At 63.8% G+C, this 25,695-nt stretch carries 25 protein-coding genes and 1 pseudogene; 17 read left to right on the top strand and 9 right to left on the bottom strand.

Annotated elements, in window-relative coordinates; translation table 11 throughout:
- Positions 1-32: 32 nt before the first annotated feature.
- Positions 33-1,151 (bottom strand): epoxide hydrolase family protein, encoded by a 1,119-nt coding sequence (locus tag I4I81_RS21785; protein ID WP_218602378.1) that lies wholly within the window; start codon positions 1,149-1,151, stop codon positions 33-35.
- 60 nt (positions 1,152-1,211) lie between these two features.
- Between I4I81_RS21785 and I4I81_RS21790 the strand changes: the two genes are divergently transcribed.
- The 3 genes and pseudogenes from I4I81_RS21790 to I4I81_RS21800 all read left to right on the top strand — a co-directional run bounded on the left by I4I81_RS21790 (position 1,212) and on the right by I4I81_RS21800 (position 4,739).
- Positions 1,212-2,174, top strand: coding sequence for a helix-turn-helix transcriptional regulator (locus tag I4I81_RS21790; RefSeq protein WP_218602384.1), 963 nt, complete (start codon positions 1,212-1,214; stop codon positions 2,172-2,174).
- A gap of 89 nt (positions 2,175-2,263) precedes the next feature.
- Positions 2,264-2,617, top strand: a pseudogene (locus I4I81_RS21795) (mycothiol transferase); the annotation flags it as partial.
- A gap of 271 nt (positions 2,618-2,888) precedes the next feature.
- Positions 2,889-4,739 carry a GAF domain-containing SpoIIE family protein phosphatase gene (locus I4I81_RS21800; protein ID WP_218602377.1) on the top strand — a complete coding sequence of 617 codons (1,851 nt, stop codon included), beginning with the start codon at positions 2,889-2,891 and terminating at the stop codon, positions 4,737-4,739.
- 327 nt (positions 4,740-5,066) lie between these two features.
- Here the strand turns inward: I4I81_RS21800 and I4I81_RS21805 are convergent, their stop codons facing one another.
- Complete coding sequence (locus tag I4I81_RS21805; protein ID WP_218602376.1) at positions 5,067-5,948, bottom strand: SMP-30/gluconolactonase/LRE family protein; 882 nt, start codon at positions 5,946-5,948, stop codon at positions 5,067-5,069.
- A 104-nt stretch (positions 5,949-6,052) separates the two neighbouring features.
- Between I4I81_RS21805 and I4I81_RS21810 the strand changes: the two genes are divergently transcribed.
- A complete protein-coding gene (locus I4I81_RS21810) occupies positions 6,053-6,592 on the top strand; it encodes a DUF6194 family protein (protein WP_218602375.1) in 540 nt (179 codons plus the stop codon).
- Between the two features lie 38 nt (positions 6,593-6,630).
- Here I4I81_RS21810 and I4I81_RS21815 read toward each other — a convergent pair whose 3' ends face one another.
- The 3 genes from I4I81_RS21815 to I4I81_RS21825 all read right to left on the bottom strand — a co-directional run bounded on the left by I4I81_RS21815 (position 6,631) and on the right by I4I81_RS21825 (position 9,067).
- Positions 6,631-7,776, bottom strand: coding sequence for an RNA polymerase sigma factor (locus I4I81_RS21815; protein ID WP_218602383.1), 1,146 nt, complete (start codon positions 7,774-7,776; stop codon positions 6,631-6,633).
- 5 nt (positions 7,777-7,781) lie between these two features.
- Positions 7,782-8,189: a YciI family protein gene (locus tag I4I81_RS21820; protein ID WP_218602374.1), complete on the bottom strand. Its 408-nt coding sequence runs from the start codon at positions 8,187-8,189 to the stop codon at positions 7,782-7,784.
- 473 nt (positions 8,190-8,662) lie between these two features.
- Entirely contained in the window at positions 8,663-9,067 is a 405-nt protein-coding gene (locus tag I4I81_RS21825; RefSeq protein WP_218602373.1) for a DUF5313 family protein, read from the bottom strand.
- Between the two features lie 28 nt (positions 9,068-9,095).
- On the opposite strand from I4I81_RS21825, the gene I4I81_RS21830 reads away from it, so the two are divergent.
- The 5 genes from I4I81_RS21830 (at position 9,096) to I4I81_RS21850 (ending at position 14,190) form a co-directional block, all read left to right on the top strand.
- Positions 9,096-9,539: a MarR family winged helix-turn-helix transcriptional regulator gene (locus I4I81_RS21830; protein WP_226363503.1), complete on the top strand. Its 444-nt coding sequence runs from the start codon at positions 9,096-9,098 to the stop codon at positions 9,537-9,539.
- Positions 9,540-10,165: 626 nt separating this feature from the next.
- Positions 10,166-11,041, top strand: coding sequence for a tyrosine-type recombinase/integrase (locus I4I81_RS21835; protein ID WP_218602371.1), 876 nt, complete (start codon positions 10,166-10,168; stop codon positions 11,039-11,041).
- A gap of 501 nt (positions 11,042-11,542) precedes the next feature.
- Complete coding sequence (locus I4I81_RS21840; RefSeq protein ID WP_218602370.1) at positions 11,543-12,514, top strand: bifunctional DNA primase/polymerase; 972 nt, start codon at positions 11,543-11,545, stop codon at positions 12,512-12,514.
- Positions 12,515-12,605: 91 nt separating this feature from the next.
- Positions 12,606-13,736: an AAA family ATPase gene (locus I4I81_RS21845; RefSeq protein ID WP_218602369.1), complete on the top strand. Its 1,131-nt coding sequence runs from the start codon at positions 12,606-12,608 to the stop codon at positions 13,734-13,736.
- A 292-nt stretch (positions 13,737-14,028) separates the two neighbouring features.
- A complete protein-coding gene (locus I4I81_RS21850) occupies positions 14,029-14,190 on the top strand; it encodes a hypothetical protein (RefSeq protein ID WP_218602368.1) in 162 nt (53 codons plus the stop codon).
- A gap of 1,171 nt (positions 14,191-15,361) precedes the next feature.
- Here the strand turns inward: I4I81_RS21850 and I4I81_RS21855 are convergent.
- The 4 genes from I4I81_RS21855 to I4I81_RS21870 form a co-directional block, all read right to left on the bottom strand.
- A complete protein-coding gene (locus tag I4I81_RS21855) occupies positions 15,362-15,964 on the bottom strand; it encodes a terminase large subunit domain-containing protein (protein ID WP_218616292.1) in 603 nt (200 codons plus the stop codon).
- A 162-nt stretch (positions 15,965-16,126) separates the two neighbouring features.
- Positions 16,127-17,413, bottom strand: coding sequence for an IS256 family transposase (locus I4I81_RS21860; RefSeq protein ID WP_218606451.1), 1,287 nt, complete (start codon positions 17,411-17,413; stop codon positions 16,127-16,129).
- Positions 17,376-18,254, bottom strand: a complete 879-nt coding sequence (locus I4I81_RS21865; RefSeq protein ID WP_218616293.1) for a terminase large subunit domain-containing protein — start codon at positions 18,252-18,254, stop codon at positions 17,376-17,378. Before I4I81_RS21865 ends, I4I81_RS21860 begins: the two co-directional genes overlap by 38 nt.
- On the bottom strand, positions 18,217-18,510 hold the full coding sequence (locus tag I4I81_RS21870; RefSeq protein WP_218603952.1) for a terminase small subunit: 294 nt from the start codon (positions 18,508-18,510) through the stop codon (positions 18,217-18,219). Before I4I81_RS21870 ends, I4I81_RS21865 begins: the two co-directional genes overlap by 38 nt.
- Before the next feature lie 38 nt (positions 18,511-18,548).
- Between I4I81_RS21870 and I4I81_RS21875 the strand changes: the two genes are divergently transcribed.
- The 8 genes from I4I81_RS21875 (at position 18,549) to I4I81_RS21910 (ending at position 25,557) form a co-directional block, all read left to right on the top strand.
- A complete protein-coding gene (locus I4I81_RS21875; protein ID WP_218603953.1) occupies positions 18,549-19,754 on the top strand; it encodes a phage portal protein in 1,206 nt (401 codons plus the stop codon).
- Positions 19,754-20,320: an HK97 family phage prohead protease gene (locus I4I81_RS31640; RefSeq protein WP_218603954.1), complete on the top strand. Its 567-nt coding sequence runs from the start codon at positions 19,754-19,756 to the stop codon at positions 20,318-20,320. The genes I4I81_RS21875 and I4I81_RS31640 overlap by 1 nt, the downstream gene beginning before the upstream one ends.
- On the top strand, positions 20,317-21,519 hold the full coding sequence (locus I4I81_RS21885) for a phage major capsid protein (protein WP_218603955.1): 1,203 nt from the start codon (positions 20,317-20,319) through the stop codon (positions 21,517-21,519). The genes I4I81_RS31640 and I4I81_RS21885 overlap by 4 nt, the downstream gene beginning before the upstream one ends.
- Before the next feature lie 15 nt (positions 21,520-21,534).
- Positions 21,535-22,095, top strand: coding sequence for a hypothetical protein (locus tag I4I81_RS21890; protein ID WP_218603956.1), 561 nt, complete (start codon positions 21,535-21,537; stop codon positions 22,093-22,095).
- A gap of 2 nt (positions 22,096-22,097) precedes the next feature.
- A complete protein-coding gene (locus I4I81_RS21895; RefSeq protein ID WP_218603957.1) occupies positions 22,098-22,502 on the top strand; it encodes a hypothetical protein in 405 nt (134 codons plus the stop codon).
- Between the two features lie 5 nt (positions 22,503-22,507).
- Complete coding sequence (locus I4I81_RS21900; protein ID WP_218603958.1) at positions 22,508-22,912, top strand: hypothetical protein; 405 nt, start codon at positions 22,508-22,510, stop codon at positions 22,910-22,912.
- An 891-nt stretch (positions 22,913-23,803) separates the two neighbouring features.
- Positions 23,804-25,078, top strand: coding sequence for a phage tail tape measure protein (locus tag I4I81_RS21905; protein ID WP_218603959.1), 1,275 nt, complete (start codon positions 23,804-23,806; stop codon positions 25,076-25,078).
- 191 nt (positions 25,079-25,269) lie between these two features.
- Positions 25,270-25,557: a hypothetical protein gene (locus I4I81_RS21910; protein ID WP_218603960.1), complete on the top strand. Its 288-nt coding sequence runs from the start codon at positions 25,270-25,272 to the stop codon at positions 25,555-25,557.
- The last annotated feature ends 138 nt before the right edge of the window (positions 25,558-25,695 follow it).

The raw sequence follows: 25,695 nt of genomic DNA on the forward strand, positions 1-25,695 counted from the left end.
GCTGGGCGGGCCCGCGGTGGGTAACTGCCCGATCAGGCGAAGAACGTCCGGAGGTCCCCCACCACGTCGTCGGGGCGCTCCATCGCGGCGAAGTGCCCGCCCTCGGCGAACCGGCTCCAGTGCACGATCCCGCTGTTGTCGCGCTCGGCGAACGTGCGGATGGTCTGGAAGTCGTCGGCGAACACCGCCACCCCGGTCCGGGCCGCGTTGACCGCGGGCTCGGCGCCGCTGCGGGCGTCCTCCAGGTAGGAGCGCGCCGCGGTGGCCGAGGTGTTGGTGAACCAGTACAGCGACACCTGCGTGAGGATCTGGTCGCGGGTGACGAGGCTGGTGCCGTTGCCGAAGGAGTCGAACAGTTCGCTGTAGGCGAGCTGGCCGACCGGGGAGTCGGACAGCCCGGCGGCGACGGTCTGCGGCCGGGACGCGTTCATCGCGTTGTAGCCGCCGACGGACTGGAACCACTGCATGTGCTCCAGGCCCGCGTAGTCGGCCGGCTCCAGCTTCTCGAACTCCGCCGGGTCGCCGGAGGGGAACGAGAACAGCTGCAGGACGTGCAGTCCGAGGAACCCGGGCGGGTCCAGCAGCCCGAGCTCACGGGAGATGATCGCGCCCATGTCGCTGCCGTGGACGCCGTAGCTCTCGTAGCCCAGGCTCCGCATCAGCGTGTCGAACGCGCGGGCGGTGCGGGCGGAGGTCCAGCCGCGGTCGACCAGCGGGGTGCTGAACCCGAAGCCCGGGATCGACGGCACGACCACCGAGAACGCGTCCTCGGCCTTCCCGCCGTGGGCCACCGGGTCGGTGAGCGGGCCGATCATGTCCAGGAAGTCGGCGAACGAGCCGGGGTAGGTGTGCACCAGCAGCAGCGGCGTGGCACCCGCCTCGGCCGACGGCACGTGGACGAAGTGCACGGTCTGGCCGTCGATCTCCGTGAGGTACTGGGGGAACGCGTTCATCCGCTCCTCCTGGGCGCGCCAGTCGAACGCGGTGCGCCAGTACCCCACGGTGTCGGCCAGGTGGTGGTTGGGCACGCCGTAGTCCCAGTCGTCACCGGGGGCGGCCTGTGGCAGCCGGGTTCGGGCGAGCCGGTCGGCGAGGTCGTCCAGGTCGGCCTGCGGGATCTCGATGCGGAAGGGCGCCGCGTTCTCGGTCATGGGAGCACCGTAGGAACGAATGCGGAAAACCAGGTTCCGCTTGGTGCGACGATGTTCGACGTGCACGAGACGACCTCCCGGGTGCTCGCCGTCCTCGCCCTGCTGCAGGTGCGTCCCCGCTGGTCGGGGCCCGAACTGGCCGAGCGGCTCGGCGTCAGCACCCGGACGATCCGCAACGACGTCAACCGGCTGCGCGAGCTCGGCTACCCCGTCGACGCGGAACGCGGGTCCACCGGCTCCTACCGGCTCGGACCGGGCGGCAAGCTGCCCCCGCTGCTGCTCGACGACGAGGAGGCCGTGGCGGTCGCCGTCGGGTTGCGGGCGGCCACCGGGATCGCCGGCATCGAGGAGAGCAGCACCCGCGCGCTGACGAAGCTCGACCACGTCCTGCCGCACCACCTGCGCCGCCAGGTCACCGCGGTCCACGCCGCCACCACCCGGGCCCCGGACAACACCGACACCAACGTCGAGGACCCGGCGGTCGACCCGGCCGTCCTGACGACGGTGGCGAGCGCGATCCGCGACACCGAGTGGCTGCGGTTCGACTACCCCGGCGAAGACCGGCCGCTCGTCGTCGAGCCGTACCGGCTGGTCAGCTGGGTGCGGCGGTGGTACCTCGTCGGGCGCGACCCGGAGGACGGCCGCTGGCGCACGTTCCGCGTCGACCGGCTCGACCTGCGGATGGCGACCCGTCGCCGCTTCACGCCCACCGTCCCGCCCGCCGACTACACGGAGATCGTGCTGCGCGACGTCGCCTCGACCGGCTGGAACGTGCACGCCCGGATCACCGTGCACGCCCCCGCCGACGAGGTGCTGGCCCGGATCAACCCGACCGTCGGGGTGGTGGAGGCCGTCGACGCCTCGACGTGCGTCCTCGTGACCGGCGCGGACAGCCTGGAGATGATCGCCGTCTACGTCGGCATGCTCGGGCTCGACTTTCGGGTCACCGAGCCGCCGGCGCTGGTCGAGCACCTGCGCGTGCTCGCCGGGCGCTACACCCGCGCCCTACCGTGCGGGCCATGAGACGCGTGCCGTTCACCGCCGACGAGAAGACCAGCCTGTACGTGGCGCCGGACCGTCACCGCGACGTCGGGTGAGAGCTCGACGGCCTCACCGTCGAGCAGCTCCGGCAGCGGGTCACACCGTCCGGTATGAGCCTGCTGGGCCTGCTCAAGCACCTCACCTTCGTCGAGGACGGCTGGTTCAGCGACACGTTCGGCCGACCTGTCCTCGCCGCGCCGTTCGACCCGGCCGATCCCGACGCCGACTGGCCGCCCGAGCCGCGCGAGTCGACCGCGCAGCTCCTCGACGCCTACGCGGAGACCCGCGTGCGTGTCGACGCCGTGCTCGACGAGCTGGACCCGGAGCAGACGGGCACGGCGTGGTCGGGCCAGACCGTCACCCTGCGCTGGGTACTGATCCACATGCTCGAGGTGCCGGCCCGCATGCCGGGCACGCCGACGTGATGCGCGAACTGCTCGACGGCACGACCGGCGACCACCCGTGAGCGGTCATCACACCCCGGCGTCGACGGCGGCGCGCACGCCGCAGACGACGGCTCGTACCCGCCGCGGCCCGCGCGCTCCTCCGGCACGGCGTCACCCGGCGCGGCGACCGCGGCGAGGTCGCCGACGGCGAACCGGTCGAGGAGCCGGCGGTCACCGCAGTGACGCGTTCCGCGGCCCGGAATCATCGGCCGAGGTGTGCCAGACTTCCGGGGACGACGTCGGAGGCGGGGTGGAACGGATCGGGATCGACGTCGCGCTGCCCGACCCGCGACCGCCGACCGCGCCCGAGGTGCTCTGCGACCCGGGTCGCCTGCTCGCCCTGGCGCAGTCCGGCCTCGCATCGGACTCCGACCCGGAGATGGAACGCGTCGCCCGCCGCGTGCAGCGCTGGCTCGACGTCCCGGTCGCGCTCGTCACGCTCGTGCAGCCCGGACAGCAGGTGTTCCCCGGCCTCGTCGGGCTCCCCGAGCCGTGGGCCTCACGCCGCGCGACCCCACTCAGCCACTCGTTCTGCCAGCACGTCGTGATCACGGCCGAGCCGCTGATCATCGAGAACGCGCCCGAGCACCCGCTGGTCCGCGACAACCTCGCGATCCCGGACCTGGGCGTCATGGCGTACGCGGGCATGCCGTTGGCCGATGCGGAGGGCCGTGTTCTGGGGTCCCTGTGCGCGATCGACACCCGCCCGCGTCCGTGGACCCCGTCGCAGATCGACGCGCTGCGCGACCTCGCGTGGGGCTGCTCGGTCGAGCTGCGCCTGCGCCTGGCGCGCTACGACGCCGACCAGGAGCGCACCCGCCGCGACGCGCTGGAGAGCACCCTGCGGACGTCGTTCGAGCAGAGCCAGTCACTGCTCGAGGTCTCGCAGGCGTTCACCCGCACCGCCACCGTCGCCGATGTCCGCGACCGGATCGTCGAGCTCGCCGCGGGCCGGCAGCCACCCGTCTACGTGGGCATCTCGCTGCTGCAGCCCGACGGTAGGTTGCGTCGCTACGACGACACCGGCCCTCTCGCCGAGTCCGGGCGAGACGCCGACGGGACGTGGACGCAGTACCCGGTCTCGGCGGTGCTGCCTTCGGCCGCAGCGGTGCAACAGGCGCGGATGGTCCACCACGGAGACCGCGCCGCGTTCGACGCGGAGTACCCGCCGAGTGCGCAGCAGTGGCTGCGCGACCGCGGGCTGCACTCCGTCGTCGCGGCCCCGCTCACCGGTGACACCGGCGTGATCGGGGCCCTGCTGCTGGGCTGGGACGAGCCGCAGCGCTTCGACCCCGTCGAGCTGCTGACGCTCACGACCGTCGCCGGGTTCGCCGCCCAGGCGCTGCACCGCGCGGAGCTGCTGCAGCACCGGATCGGCGTCGCCCAGCAGATGCAGCAGGCCATGCTGGCCCCGCTGCCCACCGTCCCGGGTCTGCGCATGGCCGCCCGCTACCGGCCGGCCGACTCCCGCGAGCACGTCGGGGGCGACTGGTACGACGCGGTGCTCCCGGCCGCCGACCCGTCGCTGGTCGCGGTGTCCGTCGGCGACATCGCGGGCCACAACCTGCAGGCCGCGATCGCGATGGGCCAGGTCCGGCCGATGCTGCGCCAGGCCTGCTTCGACCACGCCACCGCGGCACCGTCACGCGCGCTGTCCGCACTGGAGACCGCGGGTGCGGGGCTGGGCGTCACCGCGATGGGCACGGCGGTGCTCGCCTACCTGCGGGGCGGACCCGCGGGCACGTGGTCGGTCACCTGGACCAACGCCGGGCATCCCCCGCCCGTCGTCCTGGCCCCGGACGCGCCCGCGCGACTCCTCGACGAGCACGACCACCTGTTCGGCGTCGCCCCGCTCGCGCACCTCCCCCGCCGCGACCACGACGCCGTTCTCGCGCCGGGAACCACCCTGTTCCTCTACTCCGACGGGCTCATCGAGAGCCGCGACGAGGACATCGACGTCGGGATCGACCGGCTCACCGCCCTGCTCGACGAGCACCGGCACCTGCCGTGCCAGGACCTCGTCGACCTCGCCATCGACAGGCTCGCGGCCGACTCCCCCGACGACGTCGTCGCCCTCGCGCTCCGGGTGCCGGCCACCTGATCGCGAGGATCGGGCGGACGATCCGCTCGACCGTGGCGAGGTCCATGCCGAGCACGTCCTTCGCGACGGCGATGCCGCGGTCCGCCGACACGAGCCGGGCGCCGTCGACCTCACCCAGCCAGCCCGCGTACATCCGGGCGGGTGCCCGGGCGGTGACCTCGACCCCGGCGGGGATGTCGGCCGCGACGACCCGCGGGTCGGTGCCGAGCGCGGCCGTCGGGAACACCGACGTCGGCGTGGCGCGGAACATCGGCAGGTCGTCGGGGAACCGGGAGGAATCGGCGTCGGACGGCCCGTGTTCCCCCTGACGGTCGCCGCGACGCGAACTCATCGCGCCGGCCAGCCGGCCCCCGCCGACGGCGCCCGCGCGGTGCGGACCTGACCGGTGCGCGGGCCGCCCCACGGGTCGAGGTGGTCCCAGACCGCCTCCATGACGAACAGCGTGCGCCCGTCGTCGCCGCCGAGCATGAGGGCGAACGCGCTGCGGTCCAGCGGGATCCGGTCGAGGATCTCCCCGCCCTGCGCCACCCGCACGGCGTCCTTGTCGTCCTCACCTCGCCCGAACGAGGCGGACGAGGTCCAGACGGCGCCGTCGGCGTCGATGCAGATCCCGTCGGGCGTCAGGTCCGCGGCCCAGACACGCCGGCCGGTCAGGCCACCGCCGGCCTCGATGTCGAAGGCCACCAGCGCGTTGGCGAAGGAGTCGGCGAGGATCAGCGTGCGCCCGTCGGGCGTCACCGCCATCCCGTTGCCGAACCGGATTCCGTCGGCCACCTGCCGCACCTCGCCGTCCGGGGTGACCAACGCGATCACGCCCGGGACGAACTCCGCGGTACCGGCGAAGAAGCCGATGAGGTCGAAGTCGGAGCCGTTGACGTAGACGTTGCCCCGCCCGTCGACGACGAGCTCGTTCCAGCCCGCCGCGAGCCCTCGCAGGTCGGCGTGGGTCACGAACGACCCGTCCGGTTCCCGACGCAGCAGGAGTCCGGGGCGGCCCTTCGCGACGAGCAGCATCCGGCCGTCGGGGAGCCAGTCGATGGAATGGGGGCCGAGGTCGTGGTCGGCGAGGAGGACCTCCGCCTTCCCGTCGGCGTCGACGGCCACGATCTCGTCGGCGCCCCAGTGGCAGAACCACAGGCGGCCGTCGTGCCAGCGGGGGGACTCACCGATCACGAGGTCGGCGAGCAGGACGTGCGTATCGATGGTCATGCCGCCCACACGAGGGACGACGGCCGGATCGACACCGACCAGAAGTGATCTACATCACATCAATGGCCGCAGGATCCGGGTCCCCGGCCCTACCGTTCCCGGCCATGGACTTCGCAGCGATCCGGCGCCACATCGTCGACACCCTGCCCGGGACGGACGTCCTCGAGGCGAACGGCGACCTGTTCTTCGTGCACGATCCCGACCGCGACCTGCCCGACGCGCGCAAGATGCCGTGGGCCACGATCGTCACCTCGAACGCCTACGACGACGGGTCCGACCTCGACCGACCCGGCGTGTTCCGCCTCAACGTGGGGCTGACGAAGGACGAGTTCGCCCGACGCTTCCCCGACGACGGTCAGCACGACCTCACCGCACCGGACGTCCTGCTCCCCCACCCGACCTACGGCGGCCGGCACTGGGCGTGCGTGCTCAACCCGGACACGACCTGGCCCGACGTCCGCGGCCTCCTCGACCGCGCCCACGCCCGCGCCGTCCGCAGGCACGCCAACGCGGCCCGACGGAAGGCGTCTCAGCATGCGACCGAGCGAGTGGCCTGGCCGGAAGGGGGCCGCGTCAACACCGGGGATGTGAACGACGCGCCCGAGCCCGGCATCATCTCGACGGACCCGACGACCTCCGGCTGACCCCAGCGATCGATCCCATCGCTCGGCCCCGGACCGGCTCAGCCGCGCAGCGCCTGGCTGATCCGGGCCGCCTGCCGGGTGAGGTGGTGGCGCTCGGCGAGGGTCGACGCGGACCGGGCCGCGTCCGCGTACAGCCGTGCCGCGGCGGACAGGTCGCCCGCCTTCTCGTGGAGATGGGCCGACGCGGCGGTGTGGCGGGGCACCGCCGGGTCCACCGCGGCCAGAGCGGCGAGCCCGGCCGCCGCGCCGTCGGCCTCGCCGACCGCCACGGCCCGGTTGAGCGCCACGACCGGGCTCCCGTTGAGCCGCAGCAGTTCGTCGTACCAGCCGACGATCTGCGGCCAGTCGGTCTCCTCCGCACGCGGCGCGTCGGCGTGCAGCGCGGCGATCGCGGCCTGGGCCTGGAACTCCCCGAGCCGGTCGCGGCCCAGCGCCGCCTGCAGGATCGCCACGCCCTCGGCGATGAGTGCGGTGTCCCACCGAGATCGGTCCTGCTCGGTCAACGGGACGAGGCTGCCGTCGGCCGCGGTCCGGGCGGGACGCCGGGCGTGGTGCAGCAGCATCAGCGCCAGCAGCCCCGCGGTCTCCTCGTCACCCGCCGTCCGCGCCAACTGCCGGGTGAGCCGGATCGCCTCGGCCGCCAGGTCGACGTCGCCGGTGTAGCCCTCGTTGAAGACGAGGTAGAGCACCCGTCGGACGGTCGCCGGGTCGCCCGGCCGGTCGAACCGCACGTCGCCGACCGTGCGCTTGGCCCGGCTGATCCGCTGCGCCATCGTCGCCTCCGGCACGAGGTACGCGGCGGCGATCTGCCGGGTCGTCAGGCCACCGACCGCGCGCAGTGTGAGGGCCACGGCGGACGCCGCCGTCAACGACGGGTGGGCGCAGAGGAAGAACAGCGCCAACGTGTCGTCGGCGGACCCGGCCGGTCCGGGCGGGGGCTCGTCCTCGACCCGCTGCTCCCTCGTCCGACGCGAGACCTCGGAGCGGCGGACGTCGAGGAACTTCCGCCACGCCACCGTGACGAGCCAGCCCTTGGGGTCGGCCGGCTGCCCGTCCGGCCACGTCAGCGCGGCCTGCAGGAGCGCGTCCTGCACGGCGTCCTCGGCCGTCGCGAAGTCGACCCCGCGACGGACGAGGACGCCGATCACCGCGGGGGTCAGCTCCCGCAGCAGCGGTTCGTCCAGCACGGTCACTCGGTGACGGTCGGGGCCGACCCCATGAACGGGCGCAGCTCGAGCCACTCGTGGATCGGCTCACCACCGGCCCCGGGGGCGGCGGACAGTTCGCCGGCGAGGACCAGGGCCCGGTCGTAGTCCTCGACGTCGATGATCATCCAGCCGGCGATCAGGTCCTTGGTCTCGGCGAACGGCCCGTCGGTGACCGGTGGGCGGCCCTCGCCGTCGGAGCGGACGAACGTGCCCTCGGGCGAGAGCGCCTGGCTGTCGACGTACTCACCGGTCCCCTCGAGCCGGGCGGCGAAATCGTTCATGTACGTGATGTGGTCCTCGACCTCCTGCGGGGTCCACCGGTCCATCGGGACGTCGTTGGGCGGGGTGGGGGCGCCGCGGTAGTGCTTGAGGAGCAGGTACTTCGCCATGGTGTTCTCCCTGTCGTGGTGCGGCCCCGGTGGCCGCTCGTGCCCCTGGGACGGAGCCGCCGGGTCGGTCTCGACATCCTCAGCGCACCTGTTTCGGGGAATCTTCCGCCCGTCCGCGTTCCGGCTCGCGGGCAGGCGTTCCGCGTCGGCCCCGGTCGGGCGCCACCGCCTGCCGCGGGAACCCGAGCTGCGCGGGGACCTCGACATCGCGGACGGGGTCGTGTGGACCGGGGCACCACCATCGACTCCGACGACGCCGCCGACGCCTTCGCCGCCGACGGTCGAGTCCTACCCGGGCGTGCTGTCGGCCCGGGCCGCGCTGACCGGACCCCGCAACCGGCCCGACCTGCGCGAGCGCATCGCCGGCCGCGCCCGCCCCGGCTGCGCAGCGCGATGGACATCGACGGCCTGCACGCCGACCTCGCCCTGCGGCTGAACACGACGAGGACCGGTGCCCCGCGGGCCGCCGAGACTCAGGTGCGCCACCTCTGCCGGTACCGCTGCGCCCGGGCGGCGTCGTCGCCGCGCGCCGCACCCCGGACCTCCCCGGCGCGGCCACGCGGGTAGCCGGCCTTGATCGCCCGGTGCTCGGCGGACTCGTAGAGGTACGCGCCGGAGTAGAAGAACCCGAGCAGGGCACCGGCCAGGACCGCGGCACCCCGGGCCCACGGCTCTCCGGGGAGCAGCAGGTACAGCACGAGCAGTACCGGCGCCAGCTGCACCGCCGTACGGACGAGGTGCCGCACGGCCCAGGTGCGGGTCGTGACGTCGTGCAGGACCCACGACCGGTGGCGCTGCGGCAGTCCGGACCCGTGCGCGTAGGCGATCCAGCGGAACGGCCCTGGTCGCTCCGGAGCTATGTTTGGCTCCCCAATCATTGGCACACCAAGAGTGTACGCTCGCGGGGTGCCCACGCCAGACCTGCTCCAGCTCGACCGCCAGGTGTGCTTCGCGCTGTCGGTCGCGGCGCGCAACGTCGTGGCCCTCTACCGCCCGCTGCTGGAACCGATGGGCCTGACGCACCCGCAGTACCTGGTGATGCTGGCGCTCTGGGAGAAGACGCCGCGCTCGGGCACCGAGCTGGCCTCGGCGCTGGCGCTGGACCCGGGGACGCTCTCCCCGCTGCTGAAGCGGCTGGAGGCGGCGGGCCTGCTGCAGCGGCAGCGGGTGCCGGGCGACGAGCGCACCCTCGCGGTCACGCTGACCCCAGCGGGGCGCGCGCTGCGGGCCGACGCGGAGCGGATCCCGCCCGCCGTCGTCGAGCGGCTCGGGATGCCGTTGGCCGACCTCGAGGCCCTCCACGCCGTGCTGACGCAGGTGATCGCGGCGACGGGTCGGGAGCAGGCCTAGTCGTGCGGGTGAACGACGACGTGCTCACCGGTGCTCCGAGCTTCATCGCGGACCTCACCGCAACCGTCACGTACTCCTGGTGCTCCGGCCACGTTCGTGATCGTCCAGCGCGGAGTGGCGGCAGTCGGCCCCGTACACGGCCGGGCGCGAGCGAAGCAGCCCGCCGGCCGCTTGGCCACCGGGTCCGGCGGGCGGCACTGCAGCACCGCGAACCTCGAGCGTTCCGCGGAACGCGGTCATCGCCCCTCTCAGCCGTGAGCGCCTGCCCGGACATCACGGCCGGCGATGAGTCCCGGACCCGCCCGCATCCTCGAACGACGAGACGACGACAGCAGCGGCGGGACTCGTCCACGATCGGGAGCCTCGGGGCACCCCACCTACTCGAAGGATCGTCGGACCGGACGGCCCTGACGACGAAGAAGGCCGTGATCTCGAACGTCGGCCGGGGTCGACGTGCCGACCAGGATGGAGGGTGGGCCCCCGGGGGATCGAACCCCGAACCCGCGGATTAAAAGCACTTGCCTGTACCTGCGCCACGAGTTGCCCCCTGAGCTGGGAAAACTCCCGTGGAGCAGTGCTCTCGTAGCTTGCAATCCTCGGGTCTCTCCAACCCCGGGAGTTCCACTGTGGACGCAACACTTCTCGATGACTGGAAGCTCAACCTGATCATCCGCAACCGAGCACCACGGACCGTTGAGGACTACCTGAAGGTGGGTACGGCCTACGCAGCTTGGTGTGGTGAGCGCTCAGGGCTGACCAGGCGAGATGTACAGAGCTACCTGGCGCACCTCTCAACGGCTAGCAAGCCCTACTCCCCCGCCTACGTCGCCAAGGTCTACCGGACGCTGCAACAGCTCTTCAGGTTCCTGGTTGACGAAGAGGTCATCGAGATCAGCCCGTTCATCAAGATGCGTCCGCCGCACGTACCTGAGCAGCCCGTACCGCTGCTGACCGCTGAGGAAGTTGGGCGGCTGTTACACGTGTGTCGGGGCCGGACGTTCGAGGCTCTGCGTGACACAGCGCTGTTACGCGTTCTGCTTGACACAGGGATTCGTGTTACAGAACTGGTCGGCATTCAGCTTTGTGACATCGATTTCACGAGTCGCACAATCCTTGTAACAGGGAAGGGACGGCGTGACAGAACAGTTGTGTTCGGTGATCGCCCGGCTGAAGCACTGCGCCGTTACATCAGAGTTCGTGCGACACACAACCAGGCGTGTAACAGCTTCTTGTGGGTCGGGCCGAAGGGCTGTGTAACTGACTCCGGTGTGCGGCAGATGTTGACGCGACGGGGCGCACAAGCCGGTGTAACAGGCGTTCACCCGCACAGGTTCCGTCACCAGTTCGCCCATGACTGGCTTTCCGCAGGTGGGAACGAGACAGACCTTCTACGTCTCGCGGGTTGGAGGTCGCGTCAGATGGTTGACAGGTATGCAGCCTCAGCGGCCGTCACGAGAGCACAGGAAGCGCACAAACGACACCGCATCAGCGACAAGTACTGACACAGATGTGACACAATAGGAACAGAACCCCCGAATGACTGTGCGGAACAGTTGTTCGGGGTGTTTTGTGTTTGCTGAGAAACATCTCAGGTAATGGTGACAAGTAGCCGCAATGAATCGATATATTATGCTATTCTCTTTTCATACCCAAAAACACAAGGAGAACAAAATGACACTAAGTTGGGAAGACCAGCCAGCACGACAGATCATGAAGGATCAGAAGCGCAAAGTTACCCGTACAGCTAAGGCTATGGGAATCCCGTACCTACGGCTACAGAGGACGCTAGAGGGACGAACTCACCCATGCGAGATCACTCGGGAGAAGCTTCCTGAGATCCTGGGTGTTCCGCTAGAACAGCTATTCGACGCTAACTCTCTTGCTAAGCCGTTCAACTACAAGATTCCTCAGGGCATGGGGTGCGAGTAATGGCACTCGGGACACTTGCACCGCTAAATAAGGAAACCCCCGGGGCATCACTCCCAGGGGCTACTACTACTCTCATGGACAAGTCAATGGTATCAGATAACGAACTACGCATCCCGCTAGTTACACCAGAAACTCCAATGCTTGATGCAGCGCTTGCGTACGCAGAAGCGGGTTGGTTCATCATCCCAGTCAAGCAGTCGACTAAGCACCCTGGCTCTGTACTCGGTGGAGGCTGGGAAACTAAGTCATCCCGCGACCCTGCCGTCATCGCCGATTGGTTCCACTACTTCAACGGCCCGCGCGGTATCGCGCTGCACTGTGGCCGCTCAGGAGCTGTGGTTATCGACGTTGACCACCCGGACAAGGTCACTGAGGACCACCCGCTATATGGCCCGTTGTTCGTCACTACACCACCGTGGCAGAGCAGCCGGACGAACATTCCTCGTAAGGGTCACTACATCTTCACTCAGCCTGCCGGTCGCAATATCGGCAACTCACTAGGGATGCTGGCTGGTGGATGGGGTGACGTTCGCGGTGAGAACGGCGTCATCATCGTCTCACCGACTAAGCACGAGGATAGCTGGGACAACGGTCTATACCGCTGGGAGAGCACAGGAGCAGTACCCGTACTTCCAGCGTCTATCGCTGACCTCCTACCTGACGCATCTGACAAGAGCCCCTACAGCTATGGAGGCGCAGAGCTACGCGAGTTCATCGAGACTTTTGAAGGGGGCACACACCCGCACCTCTTTAACGTCGTGCTCGATCAGGTGGAGGTACTACAGGCCGCTGGTGAAGCACGACACGACATCCACCTAAAGGCGCTCTGCTGGGCGTACCGGGATGTCATGGCTGGTTGCTACTCCGCTGAGATGGCGACTGAGTCTCTACGCGCCTGGTTCGATGCTGCTACCGGTGGTGGACGAGAGTCCGAAGCTGAGCGAAACGAACTATGGGCATTGAACGCAGCACTTGATTACGACCCCTCAGAGCACGTTGTGCACGCTCCGAAACGACTACCCTCACTAGGAGACCACCGTGTCTGATCTACCGTCTCTAGGGCCATCTCAGCCCTCAACAGAGCCCAACTCAGTAGTCATGTCAATGGCAGACGCAAGAGCGCGTCGTGATGAATTCATGAAGCCTAAGACTCGAACAATTGACGTCGCTTCGGTCAGTGAATCCGCACTAGCAAAACTAGAAGCTCAGCTTCTCTCATCGGCTGACCTGGATGACCTACCACCGCGCATCCCGCTCATTAAGAACTGGCTTTACAAAGACTCCCTAGCCCGAATCCACGGCCACTCAGGGCACTACAAGACATTTGTCATTCTCGATATGGCTTGTCACGTAGCTCTAGGACGGACATGGAGAGGCAACCGGGTAGACCAGGGGCTAGTGCTCTACATCGTCGCTGAGGGCATCTCAGGCTTTCAGCAGCGGGTAAGAGCGTGGGAGCAGGAGTTCAACAACGGTGCTCGCATCCCGAAGAGTCAGTTGATGATTCTGCCTAAGCCGGTACAGGTTGGTGATCCCAATGAGTGGGCGCCGTTCATTGCGCTCGTAGCTAAGTACCGACCGGCGCTCATTGTTCTAGACACTCAGGCGCGGGTATCTGTCGGCCGTGAAGAAAACTCCAACACTGATATGGGTGTCTTCGTGGACTACCTAGAACAGATGCGTACTGAGTCCGGTTGCTGCGGAGTGCTCATCCACCACCGGGCTAAGGCTGGTAATGACGGCCGTGGAGCTGTAGGTGTCAAGGGAGCGCTGACAACTGAGCTAGCCGTTGAGAGGGGTGACGGCGAGTCAACAAAGATGAACGTCACCATCCGTGCCGATAAGCAGAAGGACGGTGAAGAACGCGAGATCAAGACTTCTGTACGAGTTGTTGACCTCGTAGACAGCACCGGTGCGCCACGGCTTGATGAGGACGGCGACAAGGTCACCTCACTAGTGCTCGCAGAGATCAGCCTCTACGGCCCTAACAAGACCGTCATTGAGCCTCTACCCTCAATCTCTAAGGCTGACATTGTACTGGCCGTACTGCGCGACTCAGGAGGCGTTAAGACGATGACTGTTGGTCACAGCCTGGTTAAGACGCACTGCGACTCCATCGGCTACAGGGGACTAGCCAGCCCAAGCTCTTTCAATCCGGTATGGCATGAGCTGATTGACTCAGAGCGCATCTGGAAAGACAAAGACATCGCAGGGGACACGCGCTACCGGGCTCATGACGATCGTCCCGCCGACAGGTTGTACAACTAAATTATTCAGTTGGTCCGTTCGAAGTGAACAAAAGTTCAGTTATTCAGTTCGAAGTGAACAAAAGTTCAGTTTGGACAGCCCACTGACCAGGGCTTATTCAGTTCAACTGAATTATTCACTTATTCAGTTCACCTCCCACCCCTTAGGGGGGAGAACCGACCCCTAAAGTGAATAATAGCCAAAGTTCAACGAAGCCCCGTCATTCAAGCCAGAGTGACGGGGTTTCTCAATGTCACCCATTCAGTCTATCGAATAAGCATTTATTAGTAGAACTTAGTGTTAGTATTTACATATGAGAGAAAACAAGAAAACCACAACCATTCAGGTCGCAGTCAGTCCAGAACTTAAAGCAGAGTTCGCCGTTGCGGCATCCCGCGATTACACCAGTGCAAGCAGCCTGGCACGACGCCTCATCATCGAATACCTACGTAGCCTAGAAGGAGATAAGAAATGATCAGGTCATTCATCCCGCAGCCCTACCCGCTATGGTTGATCTACAGCGACAAAGAAGCCCTTGTCAAGAAACTCATCATTGGCTGGACCGAACCTACGTCATGCATGGACGCCCATCCCGTAATTCAGGGCATCGATGGATGTTTGTACCCCATGGAACTCGCATGTCTCTACAATCCACTAATCACCAAAGATGACCTAACCACGTTAGCCCTGGCTCGCCGTCAGCACAATCTAAACAACCTAGGAGACAACCGATGAACGCTGAAATGCAACTACCCCGCTGGATCGCTGCTCACCGGCGCACGTTGGGCCTCTTCACAAAGAACCACGTCAGGCCCGTTACTCAACTAAGTGCACCGAAACTACCGCTTAGCGCTCGATCACGGGCAACCGGGACCCTCAGATGAGCAAGAAAGTATTCAGTTACGTAGTCCTGATCTTCGTCGGACTCTTCATCGTCAACGCACCTACTACAGCAGCTTCCGCCATCAACACCGTTAGCTCATCAACCACACAGTTCGTAACCGAAATCGGAGCAAGCAAATGACACTCACACTCATTACAGCCGCAGTATTCGGAGCGGTTCAGGCCGCGTACCTCGTGCACCTCAACCGGATCATGAAGCCACGTCAGGTGCCCACCGAGCAACCAGCCTCTAGGTTGTTTACGCATAGCTACTGACTATCAGGACAATGTGTAGTGGATCTTTCAAGTAGGCGCTCAGCTATAGATCAACTGACTGCTTGAAAGATCCACTGCACTTTATGCTGATAGCTAGCAATCCAACTACTGAAAGGTTTAGGTTATACAAGTGGGCTCATGGGACAAAGGGAGTACACGTAGATGGCGGCGTATCAGGGCGGGGGTATTACGGGATAACCGGGTAGCCACCGGGGGTAAGTGCCAGGTACATATCGACGGAGTCTGCACAGGTACAGCGGAAGTAGCTCACCACGTTCTAGGTAGAGCGGTAACCGGTGACGATCCACGCTACCTAGTAGCCTGCTGTGCTGCCTGCAACGGACACATTAACGAGCCAAGCAGACACAAGCCAAAGCCACGCAAGATTAGCAATTGGTAATCAGGAATAATTTTGGAACCGGGTCCCGGTCAAAAAGTTCAGAGGAATTTTGGGACTCCAACACCCCGCCCCGTCCAAACTCTCTCCCTCAGAGGGCAGTCAGCGGTGACAGAGCAGCAGGAAGCGTCCGGGCGAGATGTACCGCACCGGCTAGCGCGTAGGCGCCATCAATAGCACCGGTCCCGCGACGGGCGTAGATGTACGCGTCACCGCGTCGGAGCTTCTGAGCTGAGTTGATATGCGCCGTCAGCATCGGGTCCCTAGGGTGGACTACAGCCCCAGCAACGACCCTCTCAGCGAGTCCCATGCAAACCGCCGTGACGTCACCCTTGATCTCTTCCAGCACGACACCACGCGGCGGCCACCCACGGTGCTCACGTAGGTCAGCGGCTAGGGAAGCAGCAGGGCCACCAGGGAACCAGCCGATAGCTCTCGGGTTGACGCGCCGGACGAACTCAGGAAGCTCAGCACGGACTTGCTTCATGCAGCCGTAGCCATCCCACGCCGCCACCACTTCGACGTGCACCCGGTCATCGACAACCGCAGCAGCCACCAGTGAGGCGTGCGAACCATCAAGGCTGACGTCGACACACAGCGCGACCCTCGACCGGATAGCGGCTAGATCGAGCGGCTTGTCAGTACCGCCGTTAGTCCACCGGTCAGGGTCGATAGCCGGGTCTAGAAGGCTCACCCGCTGGCACAGCACCTCGGTACGGAACCCCGCTAGTTCCTCGCCACCGGCCGCCATAGCCCGTCGAGCCGCACCTACCAACGTGTCCAGTGACGTCCTGCGTCCTAGCTGCGGGTTGGCTTGGGCGAGGAGCAATAGTCAAGACCTGTGGATGAAGATCTTTTAGGCGGCTGCTGGTTGGTGGTGGTCGTCGGGTCGTTCGACGAGCTTGCCGTTGACGAACAGGGCGCCTGCGCGGACGAGGGCGACCAGGTGCGGGCCGTTCACCGCGCGCCAGCGGTCCTGGGCGGCCTCGATGAGCTTGAACGCCATCGCCAGCCCGGCCGCCCGCGACCCGGGCCCGCGGGTGATCTTCGTGCGGTGCCGGACGGTGGCGAAGGTCGACTCGATCGGGTTGGTCGTGCGCAGGTGGATCCAGTGCTCGGCCGGGAAGTCGTAGACCGCCAACAACACCTCGACATCGTCGGTGATCTTTGCGACCGCCTTGGGGAACTTGGCCCCGTAGGCGGCCTCGAACGCCTTCACCGCGTCGAGGGCGTGGCGTCGGTCCTCGGCGTTCCAGATCTCCGCAAGCGCCTTCTTCGCCCCGGGATGCGCGCTCTTGGGTAGAGCACCCAGCACATTGGCGATCTTGTGGAACCAGCAGCGCTGCTCCCGTGTCGTGGGGAACACCTCGCGTAGCGCGCCCCAGAACCCCAGGGCGCCGTCGCCGACCGCGAGCACGGGGGCGCGCATCCCGCGCCGCGCGCAGTCACGCAGCAGGTCCGCCCAGGACTCGGTCGACTCCCGGTAGCCGTCGGCCAGGGCGACGAGTTCCTTGCGCCCGTCCGCGCGGACCCCGATCAGCACCAGCAGGCACAGCTTGTGCTCCTCCAAGCGGATGTTGACGTGGATCCCGTCGGCCCACAGGTAGACGTAGTCCGCGCCGGACAGGTCACGGGCGGCGAAGGTGCGCTGCTCGGCCTTCCAGGTCTCGGTCAGCTTCGTGATCACCGGCGCGGACAGCCCGGCGGTCGAGCCGAGGAACTGGCCCAGGGCGGGCACGAAGTCGCTGGTGGACAGGCCGTGCAGGTAGAGAAGCGGCAACACCTCGGTGATCTTCGGGGTCTTGCGGCACCACGGCGGCAGGATCGCCGAGGAGAACCGCCGACGCTCGCCCGTCTCGGGGTCGGTGCGCCGGTCGTTGACCCGCGGCACGACCACCTCGACCGCTCCGGCGCTGGTCAGGACCTCGCGGGGCTGGTGGGTGCCGTTGCGCACCACCAGCCGCCGGCCGTGCTCGTCGCGCTCGGCGGCGAATCGGGCGATGTAGTCGTCGACCTCGGCCTGCAAGGCTTCGGCCAGCATCCGGCGGGCGCCCTCGCGGACGAGCTCGTCGATCAGACCCGAACCGCCGCCTTCGCGGCGGGGGTCATCGGCGTCGGCAGCTCCAGGAACTACGGTGAGCACGGGTCGTACCCTTCCGACCGGCGTTGGCGCGCCGATCTTGCTTGATGGCCTCAAGATCACCGGAAGGGTACGGCCCCTCCAGGTCATCCACAGGTTTCAAGCATTGCTCTTGGGCGAGAGCTTCGGGGTCATCAGGTGAACTCCCGTCCGGCGCTGAGTACTCGAACAACCCAAGCCGCTCATCACCTCCGCCACGTTCGATGTGGTCCAGCGCAGGAGTCCGTAGAGCGTCCAGCACTACAGAGGAATCGTCACCCTGGTTGGAGATCGCGTAGACCTGTGCGGACGGAACGGCGTTAGTGGCGTTGACCGATGCGTTCCAGGCGTCCCACGAAGCGTGCTCACGGAGTTCGTCAAGGATCAGCCGGTTGATCGTCAGGGACCTACCACCACGCCGGTTGCTTGCAGCGATCTTGTAGCGACAGCCGGCAGTCGTAGTGATGGTCTCTGAGCCGTTCGCCTTCCTAACATCGGCTACTTCATCACGCAGGAACTCGACATCCGTAGCTAGGTCAGCCGCTGCGAGCCACGCTTCCTTGGCGTAGTCCCGGTTGGTTGACGTCCCCAGCACTAGGCGTTGCTGCTCTACGAATAGCCAGAACAACGTCAGCACCTTCAGTAGATGTGTCTTTCCCTGCTGACGACTGACGAGAACAAGCACAACCCGGAACCGCGGCCGTCCATCAGGTAGCAACTCCCCCGTGTGGATGACTGTCCATTCCTGCCACGGGTCTAGCGGCTCGTTCAGTACGTCGCGCGCAAAGTCAATTACGTCGAACCCGTAGCTAGTCTCAGGCGTCAGCTCACGAAGCGGTGGTGTCCACAGCCGGGGCACCGTCACGCCTAGCACGTCGCTCCCTGAGTTCGTCGAGAGGGTTAGCGGCTGGTTTGTCATCGGTGCCCTTCTTCAATGCTGCGGCGCGTGCTCTGGGTGTCAGCAATAGGGCTTCCAGCGCGGACAGCAGCAACGGCCCGATCTTGTGAAGTTCTGCGCCTTCGTCAATAGCCCTCGCGTAGCTGACAGCCAACTCAACGGCTGCCTGATCGCTTGCAGCGACATCGCCGATAGCGGCGGTAACAGATGCTTCAATACCCATAAGCCAATTCTACGGCAATTTCTTGATACAATTAGCACATGGGATGGTGGACCGATTTGTGGGCTGACGAGGAAGCGGCCGAAAAGCGCTCAGTATCTATTGCTGACCCCGCTATCGCGTCCCTACTGGGGTATCCCGGTTACGGTGACGGACCATCTGTAAGCGAGCACTCAGCAATGACACTCAGTGCTGTCTTCCGCGCTGTCTCGCTTGTCTCCGGTGCTATCGGCTCACTCCCACTTCGGACGCTAGAAACCGATCCGGCTACCGATAACAAGGTCCGCGCTTCCTCATTCCTCGACCGCCCCGGGCTAGACCGCTGGACGACCTTTGAATGGAAGGAACTAGTAACCGTCTACCTACTCCTTCACGGAGCTGCGCCGCTACAGCACATCTACGGTGGCGGTGGGCAGTTGATCGGACTCAACCCCATTCATCCCCACGCTGTTCAGGTTGAAGCCGACGCTGACGTTCCTGGTGGGCGACGAATGACGGTGCGACTAGATGACGGCACCCGACGCGAGTTCGACGCTACGACAATGACTTACATCCCGGGGCTGTCACTAGACGGAGTTCGCGGTATCTCGCCTATCACGCTGGCCCGGCTGAGCTTGGGTACTGGCCTTCAGGGTGACCGCGCGGCTAACCGGCTGTTCAGCAACGGCTCAATGGTGTCCGGTGTTGTCACCCCTGAAGACGACCTGACCGAAGACGAAGCCAGGGTAGTAAAGGACACCGTCAACCGGGCTATGACAGGCGTAGAGAACGCCGGTGACATCGCAGTAATCAACCGCAAGCTGAAGTTCCAGCAGTGGTCAATGAGTGCGGCAGACGCACAGTTCCTAGAGTCTCGGGTCTTCTCCATCGATGAGGTAGGCCGCTGGTTCGGAGTGCCACCCCACCTACTCGGGTTGACAGAGAAGTCAACTTCATGGGGTCAGGGCATCGCTGAGCAGAACCGGGGACTAGCCCGCTACACGCTGACTCCGTGGACTAACCGTATTGAGCAGCGTCTATCACCATTGATCTCGTCTTCTCGCTCTGTTGAGTTCGACTACACCGCGTTCGTCCAGCCGTCACCCGAAGACGAGATCACTCTTCTTATCTCGCAGGTCAACGCTGGATTGCTGACGCTCAACGAAGCACGACGAATCCGCAACCTACCTCCACTACCCGGCCCCGATGCCGACCTAGCACGAACACCTCCGGGAGCAGTCCCACCATCACAAGCAGGAGCAGCCTGATGACATTGCAGCGGTTTGACGTACTGCTCCGCACGGAGTTGAAAGGTCGTCTGCTTCGCGGTCACGCGTCGGTGTTCGATCAGGCTGCACAAATGCCGGGTCACCTAGAAGTCATCTCGGCTACTGCGTTCAAGCGGGTGCTTGATGATGCCGCTACCGACGTCCGCGCTCTGTGGAACCACAACCCCGACCACCTACTAGGGCGTCAGTCATCAGGCACGCTGCGGCTAGGTACGGACTCTGAAGGGTTGGAGTTCGAGGTAGACCTACCCGACACAACACTTGGTCGAGACGTTCAGGTACTTGCTGAGCGTGGAGATATCAGCGGTGCGAGTTTCGCATTCGTGCCCGGTGATGATGAGTGGTCAACAGTCGAGGGTCGCCGGGTACGTACTCACACCTCAGTTGCTCGACTACTAGACGTTTCACCAGTGACATTCCCAGCTTACGAAGGCGCGTCAGTAACCCTGCGCTCATTCCCAACAACTCAGCCGGTCTCACTCCGGGGTCGACTTGTATTAGCCCGCTACCGGGCACTTAACGCCTCAGGAGGGCGACTGCTATGACAATTGACGAACTTCTCGCTGCCCTACAGGCAATTATTGACGAAGCTGCGGCTTCAGAGGCATCCGGCGGACCGGGTCTCACCGACGAACAGGCTGAGCGCTACGAAGCGCTAGAGGTCAAGCTAGTCGCCGCTCGCAAGGTTGACGAAGTACAGAAGCGCCACGCAGCTTATAAGGTTGCAACTCCCGGTCAGTTCGTTACCGGATCAGCGCCAAAGGCTGACGACACACTAGAGCGAGCGTTCTCTAGCTACCTACGGACCGGCAAGGACAACGCTGACATTGTTGAGCTTCGTGCTCAGTCAACCAGCAACACCGAAGGTGGATACACCGTTCCTGAAGGCTTCCGACAGAAGCTAGTTGACCGCATGAAGGCATTCGGTGGTGTCGGTGAGGTAGTCGAGAACATCACTACTGACTCTGGTAACAACCTACCGTGGCCGACAATTGATGACACCGCTAACGTCGGTGAGATTGTAGCTGAAGGTGGAACATTTGCTTCCGGTGCTGACATGGTACTTGGTACTGCTGATCTCGGCGCCTACAAGTACATGGCGGGTGGTGGCGGCAACGTTCCTCTGCGTGTCTCTTGGGAGCTACTACAGGACTCAGCATTCGACGTTGAGGGTCTGATCTCTAGCAAGCTTGGTGAGCGTATCGCCCGCATTCAGGCTGTTCACCTTGTCTCCGGTACTGGCTCAGGTCAGCCGCTAGGTATTCAGACTGGGTTGACAGGCGTTGAAATGACCGGCGCTGCAATCACCTACGACGACCTTCTACGGGTCATCCACTCCATCGATCCTGCTTACCGTCAGGGTGGACGTTGCCGCTGGGCATTCTCTGACACAAGCCTTGCGTATCTCCGGGGCATGAAGGACGCAGCCGGTGACCCGCTATGGCGTGCGGATTCTGAGAACATGGGCACTGAGCTTGGTGGCGGAACTCTCATGGGTTACCCGGTCACTATCGATCAGGCGTTCTCTGGCTACACAACTGCGACTAACGCAGCTACTAACTGGGGTGTCTTCGGTGATCTCGCTGAGGGCTACGTACGTCGTCAGGTCAAGGACATCACCGTAGTTGTCAACCCGTGGACTCGGGCGGCTAACGGTCAGGTTGAGTACAGCGCTTGGGCTCGTATGGACGCTACTCAGCAGAACGTCAACGCATACCGCGCTATCAGCGGCTACACAGCTTAATCAGGAGAGGCAGCGATGACTGACTACGCTACGACAGCAGAACTAGGGGCGTACCTGCGCATCACCGATGACGTTGACGATGTCACTCTAGCGTTGGCTATCGCTGCCTCCTCTCGTGCTATCGACGTCGCTTCAAACCGCGAGTTCGGTCTCACAGCCACGCCGGAACTCCGTTACTACACAGCTAACTACGACCGTCGCAGCAGCCGGTACATCGTCCAGATTGATGACCTCATGACGGCCGATGACCTGGTTGTGACTAAGGACGGCGTAGCGGTCACTGACTACACGCTCGCACCACGCAACGCACCGGCTAAGGGACAGCCCTACACCGAGCTGTGGGTGTCGAGCGCTGGTGAGGTGGAGGTAACCGCTCTGTGGGGCTGGACAGAGGTTCCTGACGCTGTGAAGAGCGCGTGTCTCATGCAGGCATCCCGGCTGTTCGCACGACGTGACTCACCGTTCGGCGTCGCTGGCTCTCTCGACATGGGCTCTGAGATGCGGCTGCTAGCAAAGATCGACCCTGACGTTGAGGTCACGCTACGGGCGTTCCGCCGTTGGTGGGGTGCTGCGTAGCTATGAATATTGCCGCGCTAATGGACGAACTAGGTGAGGCTCTGAAGTCTATTGAAGGCTTGCGGGTCTACCCGTACTACATCGACCGCGTAGCGCCTCCTGCGGCTGTTGTGGGGTGGCCTGAGCCGATCACCTTCGATGAGACCTTCGGCCGTGGCTCTGATCGGTTGACGCTTCCGGTTCACGTAGTCGTCGGCAAGGTTGACGCACGAAGCGCCAGAGATGAACTGAGCCTGTTCCTAGCCGGTTCGGGTCCATCCAGCATTAAGCAAGCTCTAGACAACGGCACATATCTTAACGCCGACGCAGTAACCGTGCGAGAAGCGCGGGTTGAAGTTCTAACCATCGCAGGCATCGACTACCTATCTGGAGTCTTTGACGTCGACATCTACGGCTCAGGGAGCTGAATACAATGGCATTTGTTCACGGTAAGAATACATTCGTCTCACTTGACGGAGATGACCTGTCCGCTTTCACCAACAACGTAGCGTTCAACCGCTCAGCGGACTCTCACGACGTCACTACGTTCGGCAAGAACAGCAAGAACTTCCAGAGCGGTCTAAAGGACGGCACAGCAACTATCCAGGGTGTTTACGACAGCACAGCTACAGGACCCGGGGCCATCATCCGTCCGCTGATCGGTGGGCTTGCAGTGGAGTTCATCTACAAGCCAGAAGGCAGCGGTGCGGGCAAGCCGGTAAGTACAGTTGACGCAATCGTCACCGGCTACGAAGAGACAGCCCCAGTAGCCGACATGGTGACTTGGTCATGCTCGCTTCAGTTCAGTGACGACATCGTTGACTCGGTAGGTGTCTGATGGCTTACGCAAACGCTGATGACCTATTCAGCCAGGTAGGAGATAACACCGAAGACGTCGACCTAGGTAACGGTCGAATCGTGAAGGTTCGCGGGTTGACCCGGTTTGAGCTGCTGCGAAACGTCCACGGCACAGATGACGCGCTGCTAGTCGAGCGCCGGAACATCGCGTGCTGCGTCGTAGAGCCCAAGCTGACCGAAGCTCAGGTAGAGCGGTGGCAGAAGTCTTCTACTCCTGACGTACTCGGCAAGGTAACTGACGCGGTTCGTCGGCTGTCTGGTCTAGCAGAGGGTGCCCAGAAAAGCGATGTACCTAGCGATGGAGACGACTCCTGACCTAGAGTTCGAGTTTTTCCTAGCCGAAAAGCTCAGCATGACCGTCTCACGCCTACGACAAGAGATGAGCGTTCAAGAGTTCGTAGGGTGGGGCGTCTATTACGGCCGTAAAGCACAGCGACAAGAATTGGAGGCTAAGCGTCGTGGCTAATGACAAAGTGTCCGTCGAAGGTCTTCGTGAGTTCCAACGTGCTTTGCGGACCATCGATAAGGATAAGGCTAAAGGTCTACGGGTAGCGCTGAACGAGTCTGCCGATCTCCTGATTACTCGTACCCGCACACTAGTGCCTAGGCGTACCGGTAGAGCTGCTGCGTCCCTAAAGCCACGTTCTAGCCAGACATCGGTACGTATCGCGGTCGGTGGAAACAAAGCCCCCTACTACCCGTGGCTTGACTTCGGAGGGCGCGTAGGACCGGCTAAGTCAGTCGTTCGTCCGTTCCTGACACAAGGGCGCTACTTGTACCCAACGCTTACATCAAACAGAGCAGAGTTCGAGCGCATTCTAGAAGATGCCCTTACCGGACTCGCCCGTGACGTCGGTTTGGACGTGGACTAATGGCTAACCAAGTAACCCTGACGTTTGCGGGTGATGCTGACCAGCTAGCTAAAGAAGCTAAGAAGGCTGAAGCTGCTACTAAAGGTGTAGGTGATGCAGCTCTCGAATCATCTAAGGACATCGGTAAGGCCGCTGAAGAGTCAAAGAGTATGGGTGACCGTATGTCGAACCTGGGCAACACGGTCAGCGGAGCTATTGACTCGTTCGACGCCATCGCCGGATCAGTGCAGGCGTTCGCCGATATTCAGGATGCAGGACGTCAAAGTGCCGCACGTATGGAACGTGCCCTTATCGACGTTGAACAGGCTCAGTCCGATCTCAACCAAGCCGTGCTAGATGGCAACCAGGCAGGAATTGACGCGGATCAGGCTCGTCTAGATGGCAACCAGGCGCTCATTGACCAGAAGGTAGCTACACAGGATCTTGCTGCTGCCATCGGTGAGTTCGGTGCCGGGTCGGCAGAAGCTTTGCAGGCTCAGCAGGATCTTGACCAGGCGCGGTTAGATGGTACTCAGGCGACTGCTGACTATGAGCAGGCTCTCACTGATGGTAACCAGAGCCTTATTGACGCACGCTCAGCGACGCTCGATCTAGCAGACGCTCAGCACGAGGTTGACCCCGGTCCTTTGCAGGGACTAGCTAACACATTCGGTACCTACGCGCCGCTGCTAAGTGGTGTAGTCAGCGTTATCGCACTAGCAACAGCCGCACAGTGGAGCTTGAACTTTGCGTTCCTAGCCTCACCTACTACCTGGATCGTCGCGGGTATCGTCGCGCTAGTCGGTGCAATTATCTGGATCGCTACGCAAACAACCTGGTTCCAAGACATCTGGACTTCAGCATGGTCCGGCATCAAAGGCGCAGCTTCATCAGCTTGGGATTTCATCAAGAAGATTCCAGGTTGGCTAGGTTCGACGTTCGCTGGTATTGGTAATGCCATCTCCGGTCCTTTCAAGTCAGGGTTCAACGCTATTGCTAGGGCTTGGAACAACTCCATCGGTCGGCTGTCTTGGACCGTTCCGGGTTGGGTTCCGTTCATCGGTGGCAACTCGATCTCAGTTCCTAAGCTACCGACATTCCACACAGGAGGCGTCGTACCAGGCGCTAAGGGTTCTGAGGTTATGGCGATGCTACAGGCCGGTGAGCGGGTTATCCCTGCTGATCGTGCAGGTAGCGGTGGGGGCGGAACGATTACTTTCACTGGCAACACCGATTCAGCGTTTGCATCACTCTTCATGTCGCTGGTACGTACCGGCCAAATTCAGATTAATTAGGAGTAATAATGGCTCACACACCGCCGGTCGTCGGCTCAGCTACATGGGGTGGCGTACTCAACACCGCTCTACAAGACATTGACGACACCGCTACCGACTCACTTGCTGGTGGAGGCGCAGGCGTTAGTGCTCAGCAGGACACCGGATCTACCTCCTACGTCGATCTAGGGACAGTCGGCCCTACCGTGGCTGTGACCCTCACCGAAGCGCGGACCGTCATCGTGTTCGTCAAGGCTGAGGTGCTACAACTGAGCACGACCGATGACGTGTTTATGTCATTCGCAGCGTCCGGCGCTACTACTCTCGCTGCTTCAGATGCCCGCTCAGTACGTCACAACGGTTCTGGAACGGCTGAGGCTTACAGCTCCTTTGCTGTTGTCAACTGCGCCGCTGGTACCACTACCTTTACAGCTAAGTACCGCGTTCAGGGTGGCAGCGGACGCTTTGTCAACCGTGAGATTGCAGCTATCGTCTCATGACCTACGGCAGCGGACTATACGGAAGCGGGGTGTACGGAGGTGCCCTAGCCGGTGTGTTGATTCACGGTCACAGGTTGGTAGTCGAACTAGCCTTTGGCGCTGACCTTGCCGACTCTGGTAGTTGGCTGTGGACCGACG

Source organism: Pseudonocardia abyssalis (genome assembly GCF_019263705.2).
In the GTDB taxonomy this organism is placed as follows: domain Bacteria; phylum Actinomycetota; class Actinomycetes; order Mycobacteriales; family Pseudonocardiaceae; genus Pseudonocardia; species Pseudonocardia abyssalis.

Excerpts from the sequence above, each read along its gene's own strand:
- I4I81_RS21785 (WP_218602378.1), bottom strand. The coding sequence starts at position 1,151 with ATGACCGAGAACGCGGCGCCCTTCCGCATCGAGATCCCGCAGGCCGAC.
- I4I81_RS21805 (WP_218602376.1), bottom strand. The coding sequence starts at position 5,948 with ATGACCATCGATACGCACGTCCTGCTCGCCGACCTCGTGATCGGTGAG.
- I4I81_RS21810 (WP_218602375.1), top strand. The coding sequence starts at position 6,053 with ATGGACTTCGCAGCGATCCGGCGCCACATCGTCGACACCCTGCCCGGG.
- I4I81_RS21820 (WP_218602374.1), bottom strand. The coding sequence starts at position 8,189 with ATGGCGAAGTACCTGCTCCTCAAGCACTACCGCGGCGCCCCCACCCCG.
- I4I81_RS21825 (WP_218602373.1), bottom strand. The coding sequence starts at position 9,067 with ATGATTGGGGAGCCAAACATAGCTCCGGAGCGACCAGGGCCGTTCCGC.
- I4I81_RS21840 (WP_218602370.1), top strand. The coding sequence starts at position 11,543 with ATGGACAAGTCAATGGTATCAGATAACGAACTACGCATCCCGCTAGTT.
- I4I81_RS21845 (WP_218602369.1), top strand. The coding sequence starts at position 12,606 with ATGAAGCCTAAGACTCGAACAATTGACGTCGCTTCGGTCAGTGAATCC.
- I4I81_RS21850 (WP_218602368.1), top strand. The coding sequence starts at position 14,029 with ATGAGAGAAAACAAGAAAACCACAACCATTCAGGTCGCAGTCAGTCCA.
- I4I81_RS21870 (WP_218603952.1), bottom strand. The coding sequence starts at position 18,510 with ATGGGTATTGAAGCATCTGTTACCGCCGCTATCGGCGATGTCGCTGCA.
- I4I81_RS21875 (WP_218603953.1), top strand. The coding sequence starts at position 18,549 with ATGGGATGGTGGACCGATTTGTGGGCTGACGAGGAAGCGGCCGAAAAG.
- I4I81_RS31640 (WP_218603954.1), top strand. The coding sequence starts at position 19,754 with ATGACATTGCAGCGGTTTGACGTACTGCTCCGCACGGAGTTGAAAGGT.
- I4I81_RS21885 (WP_218603955.1), top strand. The coding sequence starts at position 20,317 with ATGACAATTGACGAACTTCTCGCTGCCCTACAGGCAATTATTGACGAA.
- I4I81_RS21890 (WP_218603956.1), top strand. The coding sequence starts at position 21,535 with ATGACTGACTACGCTACGACAGCAGAACTAGGGGCGTACCTGCGCATC.
- I4I81_RS21895 (WP_218603957.1), top strand. The coding sequence starts at position 22,098 with ATGAATATTGCCGCGCTAATGGACGAACTAGGTGAGGCTCTGAAGTCT.
- I4I81_RS21900 (WP_218603958.1), top strand. The coding sequence starts at position 22,508 with ATGGCATTTGTTCACGGTAAGAATACATTCGTCTCACTTGACGGAGAT.
- I4I81_RS21905 (WP_218603959.1), top strand. The coding sequence starts at position 23,804 with ATGGCTAACCAAGTAACCCTGACGTTTGCGGGTGATGCTGACCAGCTA.